Source organism: Pontibacter chitinilyticus (assembly GCF_039748935.1).
GTDB lineage: Bacteria > Bacteroidota > Bacteroidia > Cytophagales > Hymenobacteraceae > Pontibacter > Pontibacter chitinilyticus.
Window position 1 is genome coordinate 235,077 of record NZ_JBDIZJ010000005.1, and the last position, 20,074, is coordinate 255,150.

The 20,074-nt window shown below is 53.0% G+C and carries 17 protein-coding genes; 8 read left to right on the forward strand and 9 right to left on the reverse strand.

Annotation, left to right across the window (positions count from 1 at the left end; genetic code table 11):
* Positions 1-110: 110 nt before the first annotated feature.
* Positions 111-971, forward strand: coding sequence for a universal stress protein (locus tag ABDW72_RS10725; protein WP_347158554.1), 861 nt, complete (start codon positions 111-113; stop codon positions 969-971).
* Positions 972-975: 4 nt separating this feature from the next.
* Here the strand turns inward: ABDW72_RS10725 and ABDW72_RS10730 are convergent, their stop codons facing one another.
* The 6 genes from ABDW72_RS10730 to ABDW72_RS10755 all read right to left on the reverse strand — a co-directional run bounded on the left by ABDW72_RS10730 (position 976) and on the right by ABDW72_RS10755 (position 9,963).
* Positions 976-1,389 carry a hypothetical protein gene (locus tag ABDW72_RS10730; protein WP_347158555.1) on the reverse strand — a complete coding sequence of 138 codons (414 nt, stop codon included), beginning with the start codon at positions 1,387-1,389 and terminating at the stop codon, positions 976-978.
* Between the two features lie 42 nt (positions 1,390-1,431).
* The gene (locus ABDW72_RS10735; protein WP_347158556.1) at positions 1,432-2,286 is read right to left on the reverse strand and encodes a thermonuclease family protein; all 855 of its coding nucleotides are present in this window, start codon (positions 2,284-2,286) and stop codon (positions 1,432-1,434) included.
* A 146-nt stretch (positions 2,287-2,432) separates the two neighbouring features.
* On the reverse strand, positions 2,433-3,095 hold the full coding sequence (locus ABDW72_RS10740) for a hypothetical protein (protein ID WP_347158557.1): 663 nt from the start codon (positions 3,093-3,095) through the stop codon (positions 2,433-2,435).
* Positions 3,096-3,259: 164 nt separating this feature from the next.
* Entirely contained in the window at positions 3,260-6,910 is a 3,651-nt protein-coding gene (locus ABDW72_RS10745; RefSeq protein WP_347158558.1) for an AAA family ATPase, read from the reverse strand.
* 183 nt (positions 6,911-7,093) lie between these two features.
* On the reverse strand, positions 7,094-8,326 hold the full coding sequence (locus tag ABDW72_RS10750) for an exonuclease SbcCD subunit D C-terminal domain-containing protein (protein ID WP_347158559.1): 1,233 nt from the start codon (positions 8,324-8,326) through the stop codon (positions 7,094-7,096).
* A 206-nt stretch (positions 8,327-8,532) separates the two neighbouring features.
* Complete coding sequence (locus ABDW72_RS10755) at positions 8,533-9,963, reverse strand: dicarboxylate/amino acid:cation symporter (protein ID WP_347158560.1); 1,431 nt, start codon at positions 9,961-9,963, stop codon at positions 8,533-8,535.
* 289 nt (positions 9,964-10,252) lie between these two features.
* On the opposite strand from ABDW72_RS10755, the gene ABDW72_RS10760 reads away from it, so the two are divergent.
* The 4 genes from ABDW72_RS10760 (at position 10,253) to ABDW72_RS10775 (ending at position 13,117) form a co-directional block, all read left to right on the forward strand.
* On the forward strand, positions 10,253-11,242 hold the full coding sequence (locus ABDW72_RS10760) for a dipeptide epimerase (RefSeq protein ID WP_347158561.1): 990 nt from the start codon (positions 10,253-10,255) through the stop codon (positions 11,240-11,242).
* Positions 11,243-11,388: 146 nt separating this feature from the next.
* Entirely contained in the window at positions 11,389-11,841 is a 453-nt protein-coding gene (locus tag ABDW72_RS10765) for a MarR family winged helix-turn-helix transcriptional regulator (protein ID WP_347158562.1), read from the forward strand.
* Between the two features lie 45 nt (positions 11,842-11,886).
* Positions 11,887-12,546, forward strand: a complete 660-nt coding sequence (locus ABDW72_RS10770) for a YceI family protein (RefSeq protein WP_347158563.1) — start codon at positions 11,887-11,889, stop codon at positions 12,544-12,546.
* Between the two features lie 445 nt (positions 12,547-12,991).
* Complete coding sequence (locus ABDW72_RS10775) at positions 12,992-13,117, forward strand: hypothetical protein (protein ID WP_347158564.1); 126 nt, start codon at positions 12,992-12,994, stop codon at positions 13,115-13,117.
* Between the two features lie 103 nt (positions 13,118-13,220).
* Here the strand turns inward: ABDW72_RS10775 and ABDW72_RS10780 are convergent, their stop codons facing one another.
* The 3 genes from ABDW72_RS10780 to ABDW72_RS10790 form a co-directional block, all read right to left on the reverse strand.
* Entirely contained in the window at positions 13,221-13,763 is a 543-nt protein-coding gene (locus ABDW72_RS10780) for a hypothetical protein (protein WP_347158565.1), read from the reverse strand.
* Positions 13,764-13,766: 3 nt separating this feature from the next.
* The gene (locus ABDW72_RS10785) at positions 13,767-14,381 is read right to left on the reverse strand and encodes a hypothetical protein (RefSeq protein ID WP_347158566.1); all 615 of its coding nucleotides are present in this window, start codon (positions 14,379-14,381) and stop codon (positions 13,767-13,769) included.
* A 95-nt stretch (positions 14,382-14,476) separates the two neighbouring features.
* Positions 14,477-16,627, reverse strand: a complete 2,151-nt coding sequence (locus ABDW72_RS10790; protein ID WP_347158567.1) for a S9 family peptidase — start codon at positions 16,625-16,627, stop codon at positions 14,477-14,479.
* Between the two features lie 251 nt (positions 16,628-16,878).
* On the opposite strand from ABDW72_RS10790, the gene ABDW72_RS10795 reads away from it, so the two are divergent.
* The 3 genes from ABDW72_RS10795 (at position 16,879) to ABDW72_RS10805 (ending at position 20,069) form a co-directional block, all read left to right on the forward strand.
* Entirely contained in the window at positions 16,879-17,160 is a 282-nt protein-coding gene (locus tag ABDW72_RS10795; RefSeq protein ID WP_347158568.1) for an ATP-dependent Clp protease adaptor ClpS, read from the forward strand.
* A 13-nt stretch (positions 17,161-17,173) separates the two neighbouring features.
* The gene (recR, locus tag ABDW72_RS10800) at positions 17,174-17,782 is read left to right on the forward strand and encodes a recombination mediator RecR (RefSeq protein WP_347158569.1); all 609 of its coding nucleotides are present in this window, start codon (positions 17,174-17,176) and stop codon (positions 17,780-17,782) included.
* Positions 17,783-18,011: 229 nt separating this feature from the next.
* The gene (locus ABDW72_RS10805; protein WP_347158570.1) at positions 18,012-20,069 is read left to right on the forward strand and encodes an Ig-like domain-containing protein; all 2,058 of its coding nucleotides are present in this window, start codon (positions 18,012-18,014) and stop codon (positions 20,067-20,069) included.
* Positions 20,070-20,074 lie beyond the last annotated feature (5 nt).

The following is a 20,074-nucleotide window of genomic DNA, read 5'->3' on the forward strand; positions in this document are numbered from 1 at the left end:
GGGCATCGTTATAAGTTTTGAGTAAAATAATTATATTTTTCTGCCGCCCCACGTATGCAGGTGAAACTGCCCCAACCAGTTCCACAACACACACAACACAACCAATAGTTATGAAAAAAATTCTTTGTCCTACCGACTTCTCCCGGGCATCTGACAGGGCGCTGGAGTATGCGGTTTACATTGCGCAGCATGCCAATGCGCACCTCTCACTCCTGCATGTAGTGCATTTGCCGCTCACCGGCACCACAGCAACAGCCCTGTCTGCCTCGGAGATCCTGGGCGAGCAGATGCGCCTGGCCAGCGAAAATTTAAAAGCCAAATGCTTGTTCCTCGAACATGAATTTAATGCCAACCATGCCGGTAATTTTACCTGCGATTATGTTCTGAAAGAAGCGCTGCTAACTGACCTGGCTGCGCAGCTAACCGAAACGGAAGGCTATGATCTGATTGTAATGGGTACCACCGGCCATGGCAGCACTATAGAAGAGCTGCTGGTAGGCAGCAACACAGCGGCCGTAGCCGAAGAGGTAACATGCCCTTTGCTGTCGGTGCCGGCTACGGCTCCTGCTCCTGTCATCGAGCGGATTGTATATGCCACCGATTATACCCAGGAAGACCAGCGCGCCTTAGAGCAGGTGATTCGCCTCGGGAGCCTGTTTGGGGCAGATATACATGTGGTGCATGCCGTGAAGGAGGAAACGCAGGAAACAAACGTCCGGTCGCAGCAATTCTGGGCGGAGCTGAAGCGGACGTACCCGGATGTGCCGCTCCACTTCCAGGAAATTACCAGCCGCCACCAGGCAGAGGGCCTGAAACACTACTTCGAGAAAATAAACGGGAACACCATGGCTATCCTCCGCAAAGAGAAAAGCTTTTTGAAAGAGTTATTCTCCCAAAGCCTTGCCGAGCGCATGACCTACCAGGCCAAAGTACCCCTGCTGGTATTACATGCCAATAGTAAAGCAGCCTGAGGCGTTACCGCACCAGGTTTTCATCAAAAATGGAGCTCAGCTCTTTGCTGCATACCGGGCAGTTATAGCGGCCATACTCCTCTATAGCACGCTGCAGGGTCACATTGCGGAATGTGCCTTTGCCACGGCATTCCAACAGAACGGGACAATCATTTCTGGTGTGGAAAACGTCTGCTGCCGGGGCATCGCAGAGCCATACGCGCTTGCGGATCAGATCTGGTGGGATGATGTAGAAAGTAGGAGCAGGCCTTTTTTGCACCGTATCTGCGGGTGTGGCGGCACTGCTTACCTGGCTGGTTATTGTAGCTTTGTTTTCTGTTGATGGCTGACAGGAGGCGAGTAGCAGCAGCGTGAAAATTGCTGCGGAAATACAGTTTTGCAAAGGCTTGGCTTGTTTTATCGGGTAGAGGCTGATCATGAAAAAAGTAAATGCACGGATGCTCAAATATACTACTTAAAATTACTGGCCGCAGGACTTATCGGCGCGGCGGTGGTATTCGCGAATAGCTGCGGCTTCGGTTACAGTAACAACTTTTTCTTTGCAATGCTGCAGGTTGGCGCAGTCCTTTTTGTAATAATACACAGTGGCGCTGCCGCTGTTACAAAGGTATACCATGCGCTTGGTGGCTCCCGCCGGAAGCGGAGCTGCGGATGTTGAAGCAGTTGCAGCAGCCGTGTTGCTACCACTCCGTTTCACTTTGCGGTAGTCCCAGGGCGGCGTGGGGTTCGGGTCCTGCCACAGGCCGCGTTTAAAGCGGCGGGCATCGGCCTCCAGGTTCGCCAAATTCTTATCTTTAGAATAAGCGGTATAGTGCCAGGCATAGCCGTTCCGGACCAGCTCCGCGTTTAGGCTGCGGCCGTCAGCAAGTATGATCGTGCCCACGGTGCGGCCATATCGGTCCTTGTTCTTCACGATCAGCTGCACGGTTTTGCCGAATACCATATCAGACGTAAATTGTTTAGCCTTCTGCCCATAAGCCTGTGTCTTTTCGGGTGTGTCTACGCCATATAACCGCACGGTTTCCTCCTCTCCGTTGCGCAGCAGCACAATCGTGTCGCCGTCTTTTACCCCAACTACTTTGTCGCCTGCCGTAGAAGCAGGTTTTTGCGACGCCTTTTCAGCAGGTGGTGTAGCGGTTGTGTCATCTCTTTCGGCAGCAGGGGCAGGTGTAGCTGTAGCTGGTGCTTCTGCTGCCCGCTCCTGTATAGCTTGCTGCCGCTTTCGGAACTCCTCCCGTGCCTGCTCGTGGTTTTGCTTGCAGGCAAAGGTAAAGCAGGTGCTTAGCAGCAGGAATAGGATAAAGAGTCTCTTCATATTTATAAAACGTATGGTAGCCGTATTACAGTGCAACAATAGACAATCCTGTGCTGCCATGCAAAAGAGACAGAAGTTTGAAAGTATAAAAACAGAGAAATCGCCTGCACAGGCACACCGAAAACCTGCATATCAGCCTGGTATACCTATTCTCCGGTCTCCGCCACTTCTTCGCCAGCCTGAATGGTAATGGGATTGTAGCCGCTGTTGCTGATGGTTACAAGGCCGTAAAGCGTTTCGCCCGGCATGAGCTGGCGGTTAGCAATGTTGTAGCTTTGGAGGTCCCGCAGAAGCAGTTTATTCGCCGAACTGGCTCGCACGACATTAAAGAGGGTAAGCCCCGGGCCAAGTATAACGCCTAAAGGAAAGGTGTTCGTTTCGGGGGAAACGCCGTTTAGCCCACCGGTGGTAGTTGTTAACTGCATCGGGGTGAACAGCAGGTACAGCAGGTAGATGGGCACGCCTTGCTTGAGCTGACGTTGTGCCAATTCCGGAGCAATCGGAGCAAACTGGTTCTGGCCTGCGAAGAACTTCAAATCATTTGTGGCATCTATCACGTGATCCGAATTGTTGGTGATCTTCACGGCGACCACCTGCACAAAATGCTGTTTTTCTTTCTTCGCATACTTCTTATTACCCGCTTCGGCCAGCACATCATACTTGTACTGTAGTACAATGTCATTGCTCTCCACTTTAGCACCGTAATTAATGCTCTGCGGATGCACGGCATGGTAGCTGGAGGCACAGCTTGTGCAGCATAAAATAGCCGCCACCAGAAAAGACGCTGTTTTAGTAAAGTTTGTTTTCATCAGTTAAAGGTTGGATTAAGCAGGGAAAATAAGGAAAATTTATACTTGTACAATCTGGGCCGGGAGTAATATTTTATTTACTGTTTTAGTCTTTATCCTGCAGCCACTGAAACGCGTTTCTGCAACTGAGGCCGCAGTTTGTCCGATAGCCAGCAGGCCAGGTTTCAGCCTGTCACTTCTACTTTGCTTATACCACCCGCCTGTTTCTGCACTTTTATCTGTGTGCTGATGCGTTCTTTCAGCGCCTCTACGTGCGAGATGATGCCAATCATTTTGCCACCGGCCTGCAGGTTTTCCAAAGTGGAGATCGCTGCATCCAGCGTTTCGGCATCCAGTGTACCAAAGCCTTCGTCAATAAACAGCGAGTTGATCTGCGTGCGACGGCCGGCCAGGTCGGAGAGGCCCAGCGCCAGCGCCAGGCTCACCAGGAAACTCTCGCCGCCCGAAAGGGTGTTCATCGGGCGCACCGCCTCCGCCTGGTAGGTGTCCACGATCAGCAGCTCCAGATCTTCGTCAGCCGACTTGAGAATGCGGTAGCGGTCGTTGAGCTGGTGCAGGTGGCGGTTGGCCAGTTCTACCAGGCGCGCCAGCGTGAGCCCCTGTGCAAACCGGCTGAATTTGTTGCCATCTGCTGACCCGATCAGGTCAGAGAGCTGCGCCCAGCGGTGGTAAACCTGCTGCTGCACTCGCAGCTGCTCAGCCAAGGTTTTGTTCTTTTCACGCTGTTGCGTATCCTGCTCCAGCAGCTGCTCATGGCGGGCACGCTGTGCGATCAGCTCCCGTTGGCGCGTTATTTTCTCCTGCTGCTGCTGCTGCAGGCTGTCCATACTAGCTTGGGTGAGCTGCTTTGCCTGCACCTGCGCCAGTTCCTGCTGCGCATCACTGCAGCTTTTGCGCAACTCGGTCAGGTGCTTTTCGGCCTGCGCCTTGAGGTTGGCGAGGCGGTCGGCTTCGTCGCGCTCCAGCAACATTTGGCTCAATGCTTCTACGGTGGCAATGCCTTTTTGCTGCAGCACGCGCAGTAATCCTTCGCGCAACTCGTCCAGCACAGATTTATTTTGCTGATGACGGGCCAGGTACTCCGCTTGCCGTGTGCGGGCTTCCTGCAGCTCCTGTTGCTTTTGTTGCTGCCTGGTACGGGCTTCTTCGGCCTGGGTGGCGCATGCTTTTACCTCCTGGCGGGTGCGCAGCCGCTCCTGCTCCGGATCTTTCGCGCCAAACAGCTGCTGACGTTCTGCCTTTAGGGCGAGGAGCTGTTCGTGTGCTTCCTGCAGTGCCTGCCGGCGCTCCAGTAACTCCTTTGCTTTTTCCTGTACGCGCTCCTGCAGGTTTTTTACCTGCTCCCGCAACGCAGCATATTGCTCGCGCATGTTCTCCAGCGCCTGCTGCTTTTGCGTGTAATCATTTGCCAGTTGCTCCAGTTTTTGCTGCAACTGCCGCCGCTCCTCAGGCTTATACTTGAGTCCAAAGGTGGCGGCAAACGATTCGGCAGTTTCAGTGTGTGCCTGCTGTTGCTCCTGTTCATCAGCCAGCAAGTCATTCAGCTTCTGCAGTTGGGTTTGCCGGAGCTTTTCACTTTGCTGCAGCTGGTTATACCTGGCTTGCGCCTGTATCTGCTCCTCCCGAAGTTGTTGCAAGGTCTGTTTTATACTTTCCAGTTCCCGGCTTAATGCCCGTGCCTGCGCTAGTTGCTGCTGCAAAGCATTAGCCGCTGCCTGCTGCACCTGCAGCAGGGCCGTTAATTGTGCTGTTTCAGTAATGGCGACTTGTTGCGGCAGTCCTTCCAACAGTTGGGCATATGCCTGCTTCAGGCGCCCGGACTCTGTTTCCGTTTCTGTTTTAGCAGTGGTGGCCAGCTGTTGCTGTTGTGCCAGCGTGTTTAGCGTTACCTGCAGTTGTTGTATGCGGCTCTCCAGCGCTTTTACCTGGACCTGCTGCCTGTCGCGCTTCTGCACTTCTTCCGGCAGGTTAAAGGTATAGCCGTTTTCAACAAAAGGGTGATGGGTGGAGCCGCACAAGGGGCAGGGCTCGTCCTGTGTTAAAGTATGGCGCGCCTCCTCATATTGCTGCATCTGCTGCTGGAGTAACACTAATTTCTGGAGTGCTTCCAGGTGATCGAGTGCCTGCTTATACTTATGCTGGGTTTCCTGAAGCTGGTGTTGTGCCGCTGTTGTTTGCGTGGCGTGCTGCGCCAGTTGCCGGTGGATACTCTGCAGTTTTTGCTCATATCCGGCATACTGCTGTGCCAGTTCGTGCATGCGCTCATACCTGGCTACCAGCGCAGGTTGTGTCTGCGCCGCCTGCTCCAACTCCTCCATACTTCTGTCAGCAAGTATGGCCTGCAACTGCGTAAGTTTTTCTTCTTTCTTTTTGCTGAGTGACTCCTGGCGATGTTGCTGTTGCGCCTGCTCCTGTTGCAGTGTTGCCACTTGCGTTGCCTCCTGGCGGTGTTGCTGTTGCAGTTCTTGTTGCTCGTACTTAGTACGTTTGATACGCAATTCAACTTGTTCAATATCTTCAATTGAACGCTCAAATCGGGGCAGTACATTGGGCAGCTCATACAGCCGCTCGTTTTGTGCCAGCCAACCTTTTATACTTGTCGCCTCTTGCGTCAGCTTGTCAAGTTCCTGCTGTTTACGCTGCAGAAATGCCTGTTCCTGCTGCAGCTGTTCATCCAAAGAAACATAGGCTGCTTTATCCTTGCCATACCCTTCGCGGCTGCTGTGGAGCTGGTGGTCCAGTTTGCTAACCTGCGCCAGCAGCGGTTCCAGCTTCTGCAGCGCCTCCTCCTGTTGCTGGTGTGTCCGGGTTGCTTCGGTGGCTATGTTGCCGGCCAACTCCAGTTCCGCCTCCAAAGCAGGAAGCCGACTGGTGAGGGTTTGTAGCTGTTCCTGCACCTCCGTTACTTTCCCGGTCGCGTTGCGGATCTCGGCCATTTCACCGGCAAACTGATGCGCCTGTTCATGCTGGTACAACTTCCGGAACTCGGGCTGCAGCGCTGTAAGCTTGTGCTCCTGCACCTGCAAAGCAGCTTGTTGCTGCTGTTGTTTAGCCTGCAGCTGCGCCACCTGTTGCAGCCACTGCACTTTCTCCTGCAGCTGTTGAATCGCTCCGGCAAGTATAGCTTCCTCGCCGGCGAGTTCCTTTATACTTGCCTGATACGCCTGCCGCTGCTCCTCGGGCAGCAGTTCGGTATCCTGCAGGCGGCGCTCCAATTCTTCCCGCTTCTGGCGCTCAGCTTTGGTTTTTTCGTAGGCAAACTGCGAGATCTGGGAGTAAATACCTGTGTCGGTGATCTTCTCCAGCAGGCTGCTGCGTTCATTGGGGCTGGCTTTCAGGAAACGGGCAAAATCACCCTGCGAGAGCATCACCGAGCGCAGGAATTGGCTGTAGTCCAGGCCGCAAAGCTCCGCTACTTTTTCCGGCACCTGGCTTGGTTTCAGGTCAAAGGGCTCATTGTCGGCCATATCGCAGAGCTCCATGTGCACCGGTTGAATGTTGCCCTCTGCTTTGCCCCGGCTGCGGCGGATGTGCCATTTAGAACGGTAGCGCCTGCCATTGGCTTCAAACTCCACCTCCGAAGCGCTTTCGGCCGTGTGGCGCGTCATCAGTTCCAGCGGCTTATCACTGCTGTGGCGGTGCACCAGGCCATATAATCCCACCGTAATTGCATCCAGAATGGATGTTTTGCCTGCGCCGGTGGGGCCGGTGATGGCAAACAGCCCCGCCTCTGCCAGTGGGCTCTGGTCAAAGCGGATCTCATGTTCCCCTTTTAAGGAATTGAGGTTCTGGAAGCGTACGGAGAGAATCTTCATGGGTATTCTAAATTTTATACAGCAGTGGTGCAGTCTAACTGCTTTTGTAGTATGCTTTGGAGGAGAAGCTTATACTTGCAGTAGAGTATTGTAAATTTATGAAGTAGAAGCCTTGTAGCTTTTCCTTTGTGGCCTGCCCGACGTTCAAAGCTGCTGCGCACACTGCAAGATCATACCAACTTTCTAATTTTCTAACTCTCCTTGTGCCATCAGCTCCAACAGTTCCGAGAAAGTAGCTGCAAGTTCCGTGTGGTCGCTATCCGGAAAGGCGCTTTCGCAGCGTTTCCGGAAGACATCCTGCTCCCGGAGTGCGTGCAGGTCTGTTGCTTCCTGCATCTGCTGTTCCAGCGATTGAGGCGATTTTCTGAGGATAGGCGGCCGGTGAATGAGCAGTTGCAGCTCCTCTCGTTTCAACTCTAAAATGGCTTCTAACTGCTGGTGCAGGTCTGGGAGCGGTGCGTCCAGTTCCAACTGCACTTCAGCCCAGGCGGTTAGTGTGTAGGCGCTGTTGTTGTAGGTGGTGAGCTGTTGCTTAACCTTTTCCAGCGGCCCTTTAAACCGCACCAGCTTGCGGCAGCAGGGTATCTCCAGTTCGTGCAGGTCCTGCAGTTTGCCATCGGCAAAATCAAGTATAAAAATAACTTTGGTATCCGTTACTTCGCTAAAGCTAAGCGGGATAGGGGAGCCTGAATAGCGGATATGGTGGGTGTTGTTCACCTGCTGCGGCCGGTGCAGGTGCCCAAGTGCAACATAGTCGAACTCTTTGGGGAACTGCTCCGCACCGATCTGGCCCAGATTGCCGACGTGTATCTCTTTTTCGCTATCGGAGGCGGTGCCACCGGCTGCAAACAAATGGCCCATGGCCACCACCGGTATACCTTGGGCTTTATACGGTTGCACGTGGGGCACAAAAGCGGCGTAATGCGCTGCTATGCCTTGTTTGATGCGCTGCTCGCGTTCTTCAAAGGTTTCGCCGGGGATGGATAAACGCACGTCACGGTCGCGGAGGAACGGCACGGCGCAGACCACCAGTTGGAGCTGGCCAGCTTCATCATTTAAGGGGATGAGCTCCTCCAGCGGGTCTGACGAGGCGCCGCCAACCACGTAAATGTTGAAGCACTCCAGCAGTTCTTTCGGGGCATTGAGCGTGGAAACGGAATCGTGGTTGCCGCCGGTGATAATGATATGGCGGCAGCAGGTAGCGCAGATCCGGCGCAAAAAATCATAGTATAACTTCAGGGCTGTGTTGGAGGGAGCGCCGTTATCGAACACATCGCCGGACATAAGCAGCACTTCTACCTGCTCCCGGGCGATAGTTTGCAGCAGCCAGTCCAGGAAGTGCTGGTGTTCTTCTGTCCGGTCGAGGTTTACGAGCCGCTGACCCAGGTGCCAGTCTGAGGTATGTAATATGCGCATAATTCTTCTTCTCCAATTCCGCTTCAAGATACCACTTCGCCTTTAAATATAGCAAGAAGCAAAGAGAAGAAAGTTATCGCTTCCTTGTAGACCAGCACAGAGCAGCTGCAGCGGATAGTATGGCAGGTATTGCCTGCACATAAGCACAACAGCCCACCTCGTTTGGGTGGGCTGTTGTGCTTGATAATTGTGGTTTACGGTGAATCCTAAATAGATATTTGTTCTGATTTTACGTCCGCATCGCGTAGTTTCGGGTTTGTTGTTTCTGCCAGTCCGACTTCCCGCTCCGGGTGAAACTCGCCTTCCCAGCGGGCTACGACGGCGGTGGCCAGGCAGTTACCGGTTACGTTGATGGAGGTGCGGGCCATGTCCATCAGCTCATCTATACCCAGTATGGCAAATACTGGCCATACCGGCAGGTTGAAAGAAGCTACTGTTCCCAAAAGTATCACCAGCGAGGCGCGCGGTACGCCGGCCACGCCTTTACTCGTCAGCATAAGGGTGAAAACCATCACCAGCTGCTGCTCCCAACTCATGGAAATTCCGGCTGCCTGCGCTACAAATACTGAGGCCAGGGCTAAGTATAACGTGGTACCATCCAGGTTAAAGCTGTAACCGGTTGGCATTACAAAAGCTACGATGCGACGCGGTACACCCAGCTTTTCCATTTCTTCCATGGCACGCGGCAGGGCCGCCTCAGAACTGGTAGTAGCGAAGGCGATGGAAACCGGCCCGGACACCGCCTTGATAAAACGCTTCACCGGCACCTTGGCGATCAGGGCCACCGGCAGCAGCACCAACACGGCAAAAGCAATCAGCGACGCATAGAGCGTAGCCAGCAGTTGGAACAGGTTCAGCAGAATGCCAAAGCCCATGTGGCCCACGGTATAAGCAATTGCAGCACCCACGCCAATAGGGGCGAAGTACATGATCACATTGGTGAATTTAAACATCACCTCAGAAAGACTTTCGCAGAAGTCGAGCATCGGCTTGCGTTTGTCCTCGCTTACCATGGCCAGACCAATGGCAAACAGCACACTAAAGATCACGATCTGCAGCACCTGTCCCTCGGCCACAGATTTGGCGACGTTCTCGGGGAACACGTGCAGGATGATGTCAGCAGCTGTCTGTTTTTCCGGTGCCACAATCTCCTCGTGTCCTGCCGCCAGTTTCGGGTCGATACCTTCGCCAGCTTTGCTGATGTTGATGGCGGCAAGGCCGATGAACAGGGCGAGCGTGGTGACGATCTCAAAGTATAAAATCGCTTTCCAGCCCATACTGCCCACCTGTTTGAGGTTGGAGTGACCGGCAATACCCACCACCAGCGTACCAAAGATCAGCGGTGCAATAATGGTTTTGATCAGCTTGAGGAACACTTTGCTGAGCACGCTCAGGTCCTGGGCAATGGCCGGGAAGTCATAGCCGATCTCGGCACCAACAGCCATACTAACCAGTATCCAGGTGGTAAGGGAGCGTTTCTGCAGACCATAGGCCAGCAAAAAGCCAAGGCAAATCCAGCGCACCACACGCAAAGCATCATCCGAGAGGGCCAGCAGCATGTAATGGTCCAGCACACTCAGGATAACAGCCAGCGTAATGCAGACTAGGGTAATAAGGGGTAAAAAAGATTTCTTCATACGAGTAGGTTGAGAGGGTGCGCCCGTGCACAGATTCCTAGTGGTAGCCGCGGTAAAAGACAGCTGTTTTGCCTTCTGTTTGCGGCCATTCCGATGGGGCACGACTACAAAAACGTAGCAAATATAAGTTTTTAGCGCACATTGGCAAAGCGGGGCACTGCTAAATGCGGGGAAGAACACTGTGCTGAAACTTTACAGGTGCTGTTCGTTCGTATAAAATGGGATTAGGTAGTTTCGCCGGAAAAGCGCAACTTCATCTTTAAAATCATCAAACAAAATACATTTACTTATGTTGAACTGGCGGATTGAAGCGCTACACTTAAAGCTAAAGTATACCTGGAAAATTGCCCGCAGTGCCAGCGACGAGAAAATTAACTTTTTGGTGCAGGTGTCAGACGGCACTTACAGCGGTTTTGGAGAGGCGGCGCCCAACGTGCGCTACGGCGAAACCCCGGAGCTGCTGCTGCAACAGTACCAGGTATTGCTGGTGTCGGGGCTGGCCACTGTTAAAAGTATGGAGGAGCTGTTGGAGTTGCTACAAGAGTATGCACCGGCTAATTCGCTCCGTTTTGCTATCGAGTCGGCGTATTTACATTATTTCTGCCAGCACAAAAGTATAGCCGTGCACCAGTTGCTGGGCCAGGCACCGCCCAAAGCACAAGCCACCTGCTTCACTATACCGATTATGGAGCCGGGGCAGGTACAGGAGTTTATCTCCAAGTACCAGCTACAGCGTTTCAGCAGCCTGAAAGTAAAGGTAAACCGCGAAGGCGCAACGGACCTGGTGCGGGAAGTGCTGCGCGTTGCCGAAACGCCTGTGGTGATAGATGGCAACGAAAGCTGGCAGGAACCGGAGGAATTGCTGGCGTTTTTGGCACAACTGGACCGCGACCGAGTCTTGTTTGTGGAGCAGCCAATGCCCGCTTCCTGCGCAGCAGCTTATGCGCACCTGAAGCCGTTGAGCCCGGTGCCACTGATTGCAGATGAGTCGGTAACGGATGCAGCTGATTTCGAACTGCTGCGGGAGCAATTCCACGGCATCAACATAAAACTGATGAAAGCTGGCGGCTACTTAAATGCGGTACGCTTGTTGCAGTTAGCACGGCAGCACCACCTCACCACCATGATTGGCTGTATGGTAGAGACAAGCCTAGGCATCTGGTCGGCCATGCAGCTGAGCCAGGCCTTTGATTTTGCCGACCTGGATACTTTTATGATGGTGGAGGAGGAGCCGTTTAAATTAGTGCTTGAAAAAGACGGACTATTGTATCTGAAATAACATTGCTTTTTCTTATAATTGACTTAATTTCTGTTTGTTGGTTGTGAAAACCAGCTGTTTTAAGAAACTTTTTTTCTAATAATTTGCTTAATATGTTTGTACATTAAATGTATGTACATATATTTGCATCGACAATGCGTATATCTATGAAGATAGAGGAGGAGATTCAGCAAAGTGCCTTTAAAAGTGAGTACCACAAAGCCTACATCAACCTGATTTATACTTCGGGTTGGTTGCAGCAGGCACAGGCAGCCTTGTTTAAACCTTATGGACTTACTTTGCCGCAGTTTAACATTTTGCGCATTCTGCGGGGGCAGCACCCGAAACCAGCTACCATTAGCTTGTTGATTGAGCGGATGCTGGATAAAACCTCTAATGCTTCCCGCATTGTGGATAAACTGGAGGCCAAGGGGTTAGTAACCCGCAAGCAATGTCCGGAAGACCGCCGCACGGTAGATGTGCTGATCACTGAAAAAGGGTTAGCCTTGCTACAGCAGATGGACGGCTTGGAAGGAGGGAGCTTAAAAGCTGGCATTACGCAGTTATCAGAGCAGGAGGCAAAGGAGTTGAACCGCTTGCTGAATAAGATCAGAGGTTAAAGCATAAACAACCGCATTATTCCAAACAGAGATAAATTTATAAAAATGAAAAAGTTTACCATCCTAGCGTCACTTGCCGGCTCCCTGTTCTTTACAGCTTATGCCGGCTCTCCTTCAGGTTCTGCTACGTCTGCCGGCACTAGCGAGGTGGCGGCGCTTACAAAAGGCAAAGCCTACAGTGTTGTAGCTGATAAAAGTGAGCTCAAGTGGCACGCCAAGAAGGTTACCGGAGAGCATTTCGGCAACATAAAACTGCAAAGCGGCGCCCTGCACATCAACAACAACAAGTTAACAGGCGGCAACTTTGTGATAGACATGAGCTCTATCTCTAACACCGATATCAAGGACGATGAGTATCGGGGCAAACTGCTGGGCCACCTGAAGTCAGACGACTTTTTTGGTGTAGAGAAGTTCCCGACTGCAACGTTCAAGATCACCAACGTGAAGCCGATTGCCAACGCAGCGGCCGGCCAGCCCAACTATACTGTAACAGGCGACCTGACGATCAAAGGAATCACTAACCCGATCACTTTCCCGGCTGTTGTAACTGTTAAAAACGGAGTAGCCACTGCCAAAGCTGATGTAACTGTGAACCGCGCCAAGTATGATGTGCGCTACGGCTCTGAAAGCTTCTTCGGCAACCTGGGCGACAAAGCCATTTATGATGATTTCGTAGTATCGCTGAACGTGACAGCGCAGCAATAAATACAAGATTTTCTTATAGTTTCAATTTCCGCTCTGGCTTCGCAATAGGTCAGAGCGGTTTTCGTTTCTGAAGGCCGTGAAAAACATACATCAAATCGCCCTACTGCTGTAAAGCTACGGTTTAGGGAAGCTGTAGAAAGTAGTGGAAGTAGCAGAGGACTAATGCGGTACCTGTTGCTAAGCCGGGTCCAACCACCCCTGCCCCTCCTTAACTAAGGAGGGGAGTCTGTTATAGCTTTGGAGAAGTATACGTGTTATAGTATAAGTTTCGCTCAAGTATAAGCAGTAGCTAATGGAAAGGATTCCAGTCCTTGGGTTGAGCGCCTCGAGAGTTTCCGGTGACGAGCTTTTTAGCGAGGCAGCCTGAGGCACGAGGGCAGGAAACGAAAGCAGCGCGATGCCCGAGGACGTGCCCTCGCGGGCTTAGAGCGCTCCAATACCAAAGATGAAACAAGACAAGTATAAAACTGAGGATGAAAAAGCTGCTAGTAAGTATAGCCTGTCAGATAAAGTAGCAAACAGTAGCTATCAAGTTAAGCCAGAAGTATCTCTAAGAGATAGTCGTGAATAAGTATAGCTGGTTAAGTAAAGTATAAAATTACTGTCAGGAAAAGAGCCTTATCAAGCCTAAGAACAGCAGGCAAGATGTACACTTGCTAAACCTCCTCCTCCCGTTACTCCACCTCAAACTCCTTTGGCAACACCACCGGCAGCGGCTTATTGCGGCTGTGGATCTGCTCCAGAAAGCTATCCAACTCCGGTTTATACTCCAGGTAGTAGTCTTCGTGCAGGTTTTTCCGGATGAGCTGCAGGGTGCGCAGCAACAGACGGGCCGTGGCGGTATAAAAGCCTTTGTAGTAGCTGTCGAACTGGCCGGTGAAGTTGTCGAAGATCAGGCGCAGAACGTAGAGGTGCAGGTCTATCTCGGCCTTGGGGTCTTTGGTGATGCGCTTAAAGCGAGCCACCTCTTTGAGAGCTTTACGCAAGGCTTTGGTGAGCGCCTTGGCCAGGCTGCGGCCATTGGCGGTGAGCAGCAGTTCGTGAATGGTGTCTTTGCTCTGCTCGTATACTTCGTCCAGCGTCAGTTCGCCCAGCTCGTATTGCAGCAGGTCGTACAGCTCCGCGTCGCGGCGGGCCGCCTTTAGGATGATCGCTTCTTTCTCTTTTTCGCTTAGCTGCTTGACAGCTTTGCGGAAGGCGGCAGAAATGGCAGGCATAAACTATTCCGGCAGGTTTTCCAGGTCCAGCAGGTCCTGCTGGCGGGCCGTGGCTTTTTTGTTGCGCTTCAGGTCTTGCAGGCTGATAAAGTTGGTTGCCACTTCCCCGAAAGCCAGTTTTACCCGGTTCTCCCAGCAGGTCTCAAAATGCACGCCGGCCAGGCCAGTGGCCAGGTCGATGCGGTTGGGCGGATAACCCAGCTGCACCACGATATCGGCCGTGGTCAGGTCCTCCAGGTTTACTTCCTGCTCGGTATAGCCAAACTGCTGCACAGCTTCCAGCACTTTTTCAGCATTCTTGGGGGTGGGGTTGATCCAGATGTCGATGTCGCCGGTATAGCGGGGGTAGCCATACACGGCCACCGCAAAGCCACCGGTGATGATGTACTCGGCATCGCAGGCGTTCAGCGCTTGAATGAACTTTTGAAAATCGTTTGTCAGCTCCATTTTTACTAATAAGCTATACAGGTGCCGCAAGTGTTCCAGGGCGGCAAGGCGTGCCGACGGAGACTTGCTTAACCAGTATGTCAGGTCTTTGTTGCTGTCCGACAATCTTTTTTTATTAACCGCTCTGCTTGCCGGGCGGGGCAGAGGGGCGCTGACTTCCTTTTTCACCATGAGGTCCGTTTGATGGCATGAAAGCCTACGGGAAAAGCAGCAAAAAGTATGTGTGGCCGCGGCAAAAACAGCGGCCACACACAAAAGTATAAATTTTACAGGTTATCTTCAAAGTAATTCGTCACCTTCTGCATCAGGTGCACGCGGTCTTTGCCCCGCACGTTGTGCGGATGGCCCGGGTACACGAAGTAGTCGAGCTGCACGCCCAGGTCCACGGCTTTCTTGATGTACTGCAGGCTGTGCTGCCACACCACGGTGGGGTCGGAGGTGCCGTGGATGAGCAGGAGCTTGCCCTTCAGGTTCTGCACGTAGTTGAGCAAATTGGCCTTGTCGTAGCCTTCGGGGTTCTGCTGGGGCGTGTCCATGTAGCGTTCCGTGTACATGATCTCGTACAGTTTCCAGTCAATCACCGGGCCGCCGGCCACGCCCACTTTAAACACATCCGGGGTGCGCGTCATCAGCGAGGTGGTCATAAAGCCGCCGAAGCTCCAGCCGTGCACGCCCAGACGGCTTGCGTCTACAAAAGGCAGCGACTTGAGGTACTCCACGCCTTTCAGTTGGTCGGCGATCTCCACGGTGCCCAACTGGCGATAGGTGGCCTGCTCGAAGGCCAGCCCGCGGTTGCCGGAGCCGCGCGAGTCCACAGTAAACATCACGTAGCCTTTCTGGGCCATCAGCTGCATCCACAGGTTGGAGCCGCCCAGCCAGCTGTTGGTCACCAGCTGCACGTGCGGGCCGCCGTACACGTACACCACCGCCGGATACTTCTTGCTCTTGTCCAGGTTCGGCGGCGTGATCATGCGGGCATACAGCGTGGTGCCGTCGTCGGCCTTGATGGGGAAGACGGTGGTGGTGCCCAGGTTATACTCCGTGAGCGGGTTTTTTGCCGTCAGTAGCGTTTGCAGCACCTTGCCATCGTTGCTCAAGAGCCAAATCTTGCGCGGCACGTCAAAGCTGCTGAAGTTATCGAGCACATACTGGCGACTGGGGCTCAGGGTCGGGTTGTGCGTGCCGCTGCCCTGCGTGATTTTCTCGGATTTGCCGTTGCGCAGGTTTACTTTGTAGAGCTGGTGCTCCAGCGGGCTCTCTTTGGTAGAGGTATAGTAGAGTTCCTTGCCCTTGCTGTCGAAGCCAAGAATGTCCGTCACCATCCAATCGCCGCTGGTGAGCTGGCGCAGCAGTTTGCCGCTGGTGTTATACAAGTATAAATGGTCGAAGCCGCTGCGCTCGCTCACCCACACAAACTGGTCGGCCTTGCCGGGCACAAAGTAGAGGCCGTGCTCGGGCTCCACATACTTCTCGTTCCGCTCCTCAAACAGCGTTTTCACGAATTCGCCGGTGAGGGCGTCGTACTGGTTCAGCTTCAGGTAATTCTGGTCGCGGTTCAGCACAGCAATGTAGATGTACTTCTCGTCGGGGCTCCAGGTCACGTTGGTCAGGTACTGCTCGGCCGGCTCGCCTGTTTTCAGGTAAATGGTGTTGCGGGAGGCCAGGTTATACACGCCGATGGTGGCGTGGTGGCTCTTGCTGCCGGCCATCGGGTACTTGATGTTATTGAGTTTGGCCGGTGTTTCGTTGATGTCCACGAGCGGGTAGTCGGTCACCATGGTCTGGTCCATGCGGTAAAAGGCCAGCTGTTTGCCGCTAGGCGCCCAGAAGGTGCCTTTGGTGATGCCGAACTCCGAGCGGTGCGCCGCCTGTCCGTACACGATCGCCACATTGGCCTCGTGTGAGACAGCTACATCCGGCGCGCCCGGGACGGAGATATAGAGGTTGTTGTTTTTGGTGTAGGCGATGCGCTGCTTGGTCGGGTCCAGGTCGATGGCCTCGGCCGAGTCGGAGAAGGTGGTGATCACATTGGCCTGCCCGGTTTGCAGGTCGTAGCGGTATACTTTGTTTTGGGTCACGGCCACAAAAGAGTTGGCATCCGCCCACTGCAGCTCCGGGAAGCTTTTTAATTCCTGCCCGCCAGCCGCCTGCAGGGCGCTGCTGAGTTTGTCGAGCGTCAGGATCGGGCTGGTTTTGGGTGACCGGGCGCTACCGCGTACCAGCGCCTTGTCCTGGATGAAAGTATAGTCATCGGTGCCGGCCACCCAGCTCAGCTGGTCCAGGTTCTCGGGCTGCAGGGCCGGGTTGATGATGGCATCCTGCATAGAGAGGGTTTTGCTCTGCGCCTGCAGCTGAAGCGAGGACGCGATCAGCACAAACAGCAGCAATACCTTTTTGTAAGAAGCGGGTATAGTCATGTTAACAAATAGTTGAGGTGTATGTTAGCTAATAAATCTTTCTGCAAGAAAGCAGGATTATTGGTGTAGAACAAAAATGGGGCCTTTTTGGCATTGCTACCGGAGAGGCAAAATACCGGGGCCGGCGGAATTATCCCCCGGCGCGTTTTGTTAAAAATTATGCTGCTGCTGCAGGTAAAAGGAAGCGTTTGGCGGGCAGATATAATGCCGGGCAGCTTCCGGAAGTACTTATTTTTTCGTAATTTTGTGCTATGGATTGGGATAGAGAAATTTTACATCAAGAGGACGTAGCGGTGCTGGAAGAGAGCACCGACCTGCGCAACCTGGTAGTATACAACGACGACGTGAACACCTTTGACCATGTGATCGACACGCTGATTAAAGTGTGCCGCCACACCGCAGAGCAGGCCGAGCAGTGTACGCTGCTCATTCATTACAAAGGCAAGTGCACCGTAAAAGTTGGCTCCTACGAAGAGTTGGAGGGCATGTGTACCGCCCTGCACGACAAGTCTCTTTCGGCCAACATAGAGTAATTTAGGAGGTTAGATGAATTTCCCATCAAAGCTGATAGAGAACGCCGTTGAGGAACTGGCCAAACTCCCCGGTGTTGGAAGAAAAACGGCCCTGCGCCTGGCGCTGCATTTACTCAAAGAGGAGTCGGAAGAATCATTTTCGCTGGCCGAGGCGCTGGTGAAGATGCGCACCGAGGTGAAGCACTGCAAGGAGTGCCACAACATCTCGGACACGGAAGTGTGCAGCATCTGTGCCAACCCGCTCCGCGACCGCAGCCTGCTGTGCGTGGTCAGCGACATCCGCGACGTGATCGCCATTGAGAACACGGCGCAGTACAAGGGCCTGTACCACGTGCTGGGCGGGGTGATTTCGCCGCTGGAAGGCGTGGGTCCTTCGGACCTGCACATCGAGTCGTTGCTGGAGCGCCTGCCAAATTCCGAAGTAAAGGAAGTGCTGCTGGCCATCAGCCCCACCATGGAGGGAGACACCACGGCCTTTTACCTCACCCGCAAGCTCCGCGATAGCGAAGTGCGCATCACCACCATTGCCCGCGGCGTGCCGGTGGGCGGCGAGTTGGAGTACACCGACGAGATCACGCTGGGCCGCAGCATCGTGGAGCGGACGGCTTACGGCAAAGTGTAACATCGGCTACAAAGTCATTACAAATAAAAAAGCCCGGGCAAACTGCCCGGGCTTTTTTATTTCTCAAACAGCACTATCGCACTAGGGTAAATACGGCTATAGAAGGCTTAAATCGGATGTTACTTATAATTAATTGTATTCATGTATGTTTTGCATGAAACTTTATTTATATTTAGCTGTATTTAAATCCTTTAATATACCATTGGATAAATTTACTCTGATTTGCTTTATGCCTTCTTTCGTTGAAAAGTCTTTATACAAGCTGTTTATAGCTGCTTTCCTCCTCTTTAGAATACCAACAGCAGTATGGGCGCAAACGATAGCGGGTACCAGCCAGAGCTATACTATGCATGCGTGTGTATCGGCGGTTGCGCCAACCATAAAAGCGACAGGACCTACCATGTTGTGCCCTGGGGGGAGTGTGATGCTGACAGCCTCAAAAGGGGTTAGCTACTTATGGAGTAACGGCGCGACGGATGAATACATAAACGTGTCGGAAGCGGGCAAGTATTATGTGACTGTAACGGACGTGAATGGCTGTGTGGGTACATCCAACACCATCGAAGTATTAGTTAGTAAGAAGCTGACTCCGCCGAAGATCATTGCATCCGAGCCATTGCAGTTCTGTAGCAGTGGCAGTGTTACCATGACGGTGCCCGATATAATAGGGACATCTTATTACTGGAAGAAAGATGGTGTGGTGGTATTTAGAGGGCCTAACACCTATACGGCTACCAAGGCCGGAACCTACACCGTAGAACTCTCAAATTTCTGTGGCTATATCAAGAGCTCGAATGCCATTACCATCCGAATAGATGAGCCTGTTGCTGCCTTTGCGATTGATGTAGACGGACCTGTAACTTTCTGCCCCGGCGAACAGGCCACCTTGCATGTGCCGGCTGTACCGTATGCCACCTATACCTGGAAGAAGGATGGAGTGGTCTTCGGAGGAAAGCAACAAACACAGGTAGTAACGGAAGCAGGCACCTATATGGCTGAGATAACTAATTTATGTGGTCCCTTTACCAGCTCAAATGTTGTTAAAGTTACTGTTCTGCCGGCTCCTGTTAAACCTGTGGCAGTAGGTGCTGAAGGGTGCAGTAACGAAAGCCTGACCCTCACGGCCTCTGGCGGTACGGATGGGGCTTACAGGTGGTATACCACAGCGAAAGGGGGCGCAGCTATTTCTGGATTTGAGAACGGAAAGCTCATCACCCCAGTGCTGAAAAGTACAACGACCTATTTTGTAGCCACTACAAATGGCAAGTGCGAAAGCGAGCGCACCATGGTAGCGGCCACCATTCATACAGCTCCTGCAGCACCCCAAATTATTGCCCAGGGAGCGCTGCAGACCTGCAACGGCGGCAACGTAGTGTTGACGCGTACCAGCGTTGCAGGGGTGCACTATCAATGGCTGAAAGATGGCGTGCCGGTCGGAGCTGGAGAAGAGAACTTCGCTGCAAAGGAAAGCGGGACTTATGCCGTACAGGCAAGCAACACCTGTGGTGTCACAGCATCATCCAACACGCTTAAAGTAAGTATACTTGCCCCTCTTGCGCCGCCAGTAGTGCAGGATGGAAGCGCATGCGGTGCCGCAAACATTGTGCTAACGGCGCAAGGCGCGGAGGCAGGCAACTACAGATGGTATGATCAGCCTTCCGGCGGGAGCCCGATAGCGAAAGCCACTGGCAGCACTTATGTAACCCCTGTGCTGGAGCACTCGCGCACGTATTATGTAGCTGTGGTAAAACAGGGCTGCGAGAGCGAACGAATACCCGTTCAGGCAATCGTGGAGCCGGTGCCTGTGGCTGATGCCGGTACACGGGTCTTAATCGATGCCGGGCAAAGTATAGCACTGCAGGGCAGCGGCGGTGGAACGTATCTGTGGACGCCGGCGACAGGCCTGGATAATCCAACACTTCAAAACCCTGCAGCCAACCCGACGGAAACGACCACTTACACACTGACTGTAACCAACGAGCAGGGGTGCCAGGACACAGCGCAGGTAGTTGTGCAGGTCCGAAAGCCACTTAGTATACCCAATGCCTTCTCTCCAAACGGTGATGGCGTAAATGACACCTGGGTAATAGAAAACATCGCCGAGTTTAAGGGCGTGCAAATAGAAATATTCAACCGCTGGGGCAACCGCATATTTGAAAGTATGAGCTATCAGAATGAATGGGATGGCATCTATAGAGGCAAGCCGCTACCTGTCAGCACCTACTTTTATGTGCTTACCATGCCTGATAAAAAGCAGCTGGCAGGGCACGTGGACATAATCCAATAATAAAA

Coding starts and splice junctions, on each gene's coding strand:
- ABDW72_RS10725 (WP_347158554.1), top strand. CDS start 111: ATGAAAAAAATTCTTTGTCCTACCGACTTCTCCCGGGCATCTGACAGG.
- ABDW72_RS10730 (WP_347158555.1), bottom strand. CDS start 1,389: ATGATCAGCCTCTACCCGATAAAACAAGCCAAGCCTTTGCAAAACTGT.
- ABDW72_RS10735 (WP_347158556.1), bottom strand. CDS start 2,286: ATGAAGAGACTCTTTATCCTATTCCTGCTGCTAAGCACCTGCTTTACC.
- ABDW72_RS10740 (WP_347158557.1), bottom strand. CDS start 3,095: ATGAAAACAAACTTTACTAAAACAGCGTCTTTTCTGGTGGCGGCTATT.
- ABDW72_RS10745 (WP_347158558.1), bottom strand. CDS start 6,910: ATGAAGATTCTCTCCGTACGCTTCCAGAACCTCAATTCCTTAAAAGGG.
- ABDW72_RS10750 (WP_347158559.1), bottom strand. CDS start 8,326: ATGCGCATATTACATACCTCAGACTGGCACCTGGGTCAGCGGCTCGTA.
- ABDW72_RS10755 (WP_347158560.1), bottom strand. CDS start 9,963: ATGAAGAAATCTTTTTTACCCCTTATTACCCTAGTCTGCATTACGCTG.
- ABDW72_RS10760 (WP_347158561.1), top strand. CDS start 10,253: ATGTTGAACTGGCGGATTGAAGCGCTACACTTAAAGCTAAAGTATACC.
- ABDW72_RS10765 (WP_347158562.1), top strand. CDS start 11,389: ATGAAGATAGAGGAGGAGATTCAGCAAAGTGCCTTTAAAAGTGAGTAC.
- ABDW72_RS10770 (WP_347158563.1), top strand. CDS start 11,887: ATGAAAAAGTTTACCATCCTAGCGTCACTTGCCGGCTCCCTGTTCTTT.
- ABDW72_RS10775 (WP_347158564.1), top strand. CDS start 12,992: ATGAAACAAGACAAGTATAAAACTGAGGATGAAAAAGCTGCTAGTAAG.
- ABDW72_RS10780 (WP_347158565.1), bottom strand. CDS start 13,763: ATGCCTGCCATTTCTGCCGCCTTCCGCAAAGCTGTCAAGCAGCTAAGC.
- ABDW72_RS10785 (WP_347158566.1), bottom strand. CDS start 14,381: ATGGTGAAAAAGGAAGTCAGCGCCCCTCTGCCCCGCCCGGCAAGCAGA.
- ABDW72_RS10790 (WP_347158567.1), bottom strand. CDS start 16,627: ATGACTATACCCGCTTCTTACAAAAAGGTATTGCTGCTGTTTGTGCTG.
- ABDW72_RS10795 (WP_347158568.1), top strand. CDS start 16,879: ATGGATTGGGATAGAGAAATTTTACATCAAGAGGACGTAGCGGTGCTG.
- recR (WP_347158569.1), top strand. CDS start 17,174: ATGAATTTCCCATCAAAGCTGATAGAGAACGCCGTTGAGGAACTGGCC.
- ABDW72_RS10805 (WP_347158570.1), top strand. CDS start 18,012: ATGCCTTCTTTCGTTGAAAAGTCTTTATACAAGCTGTTTATAGCTGCT.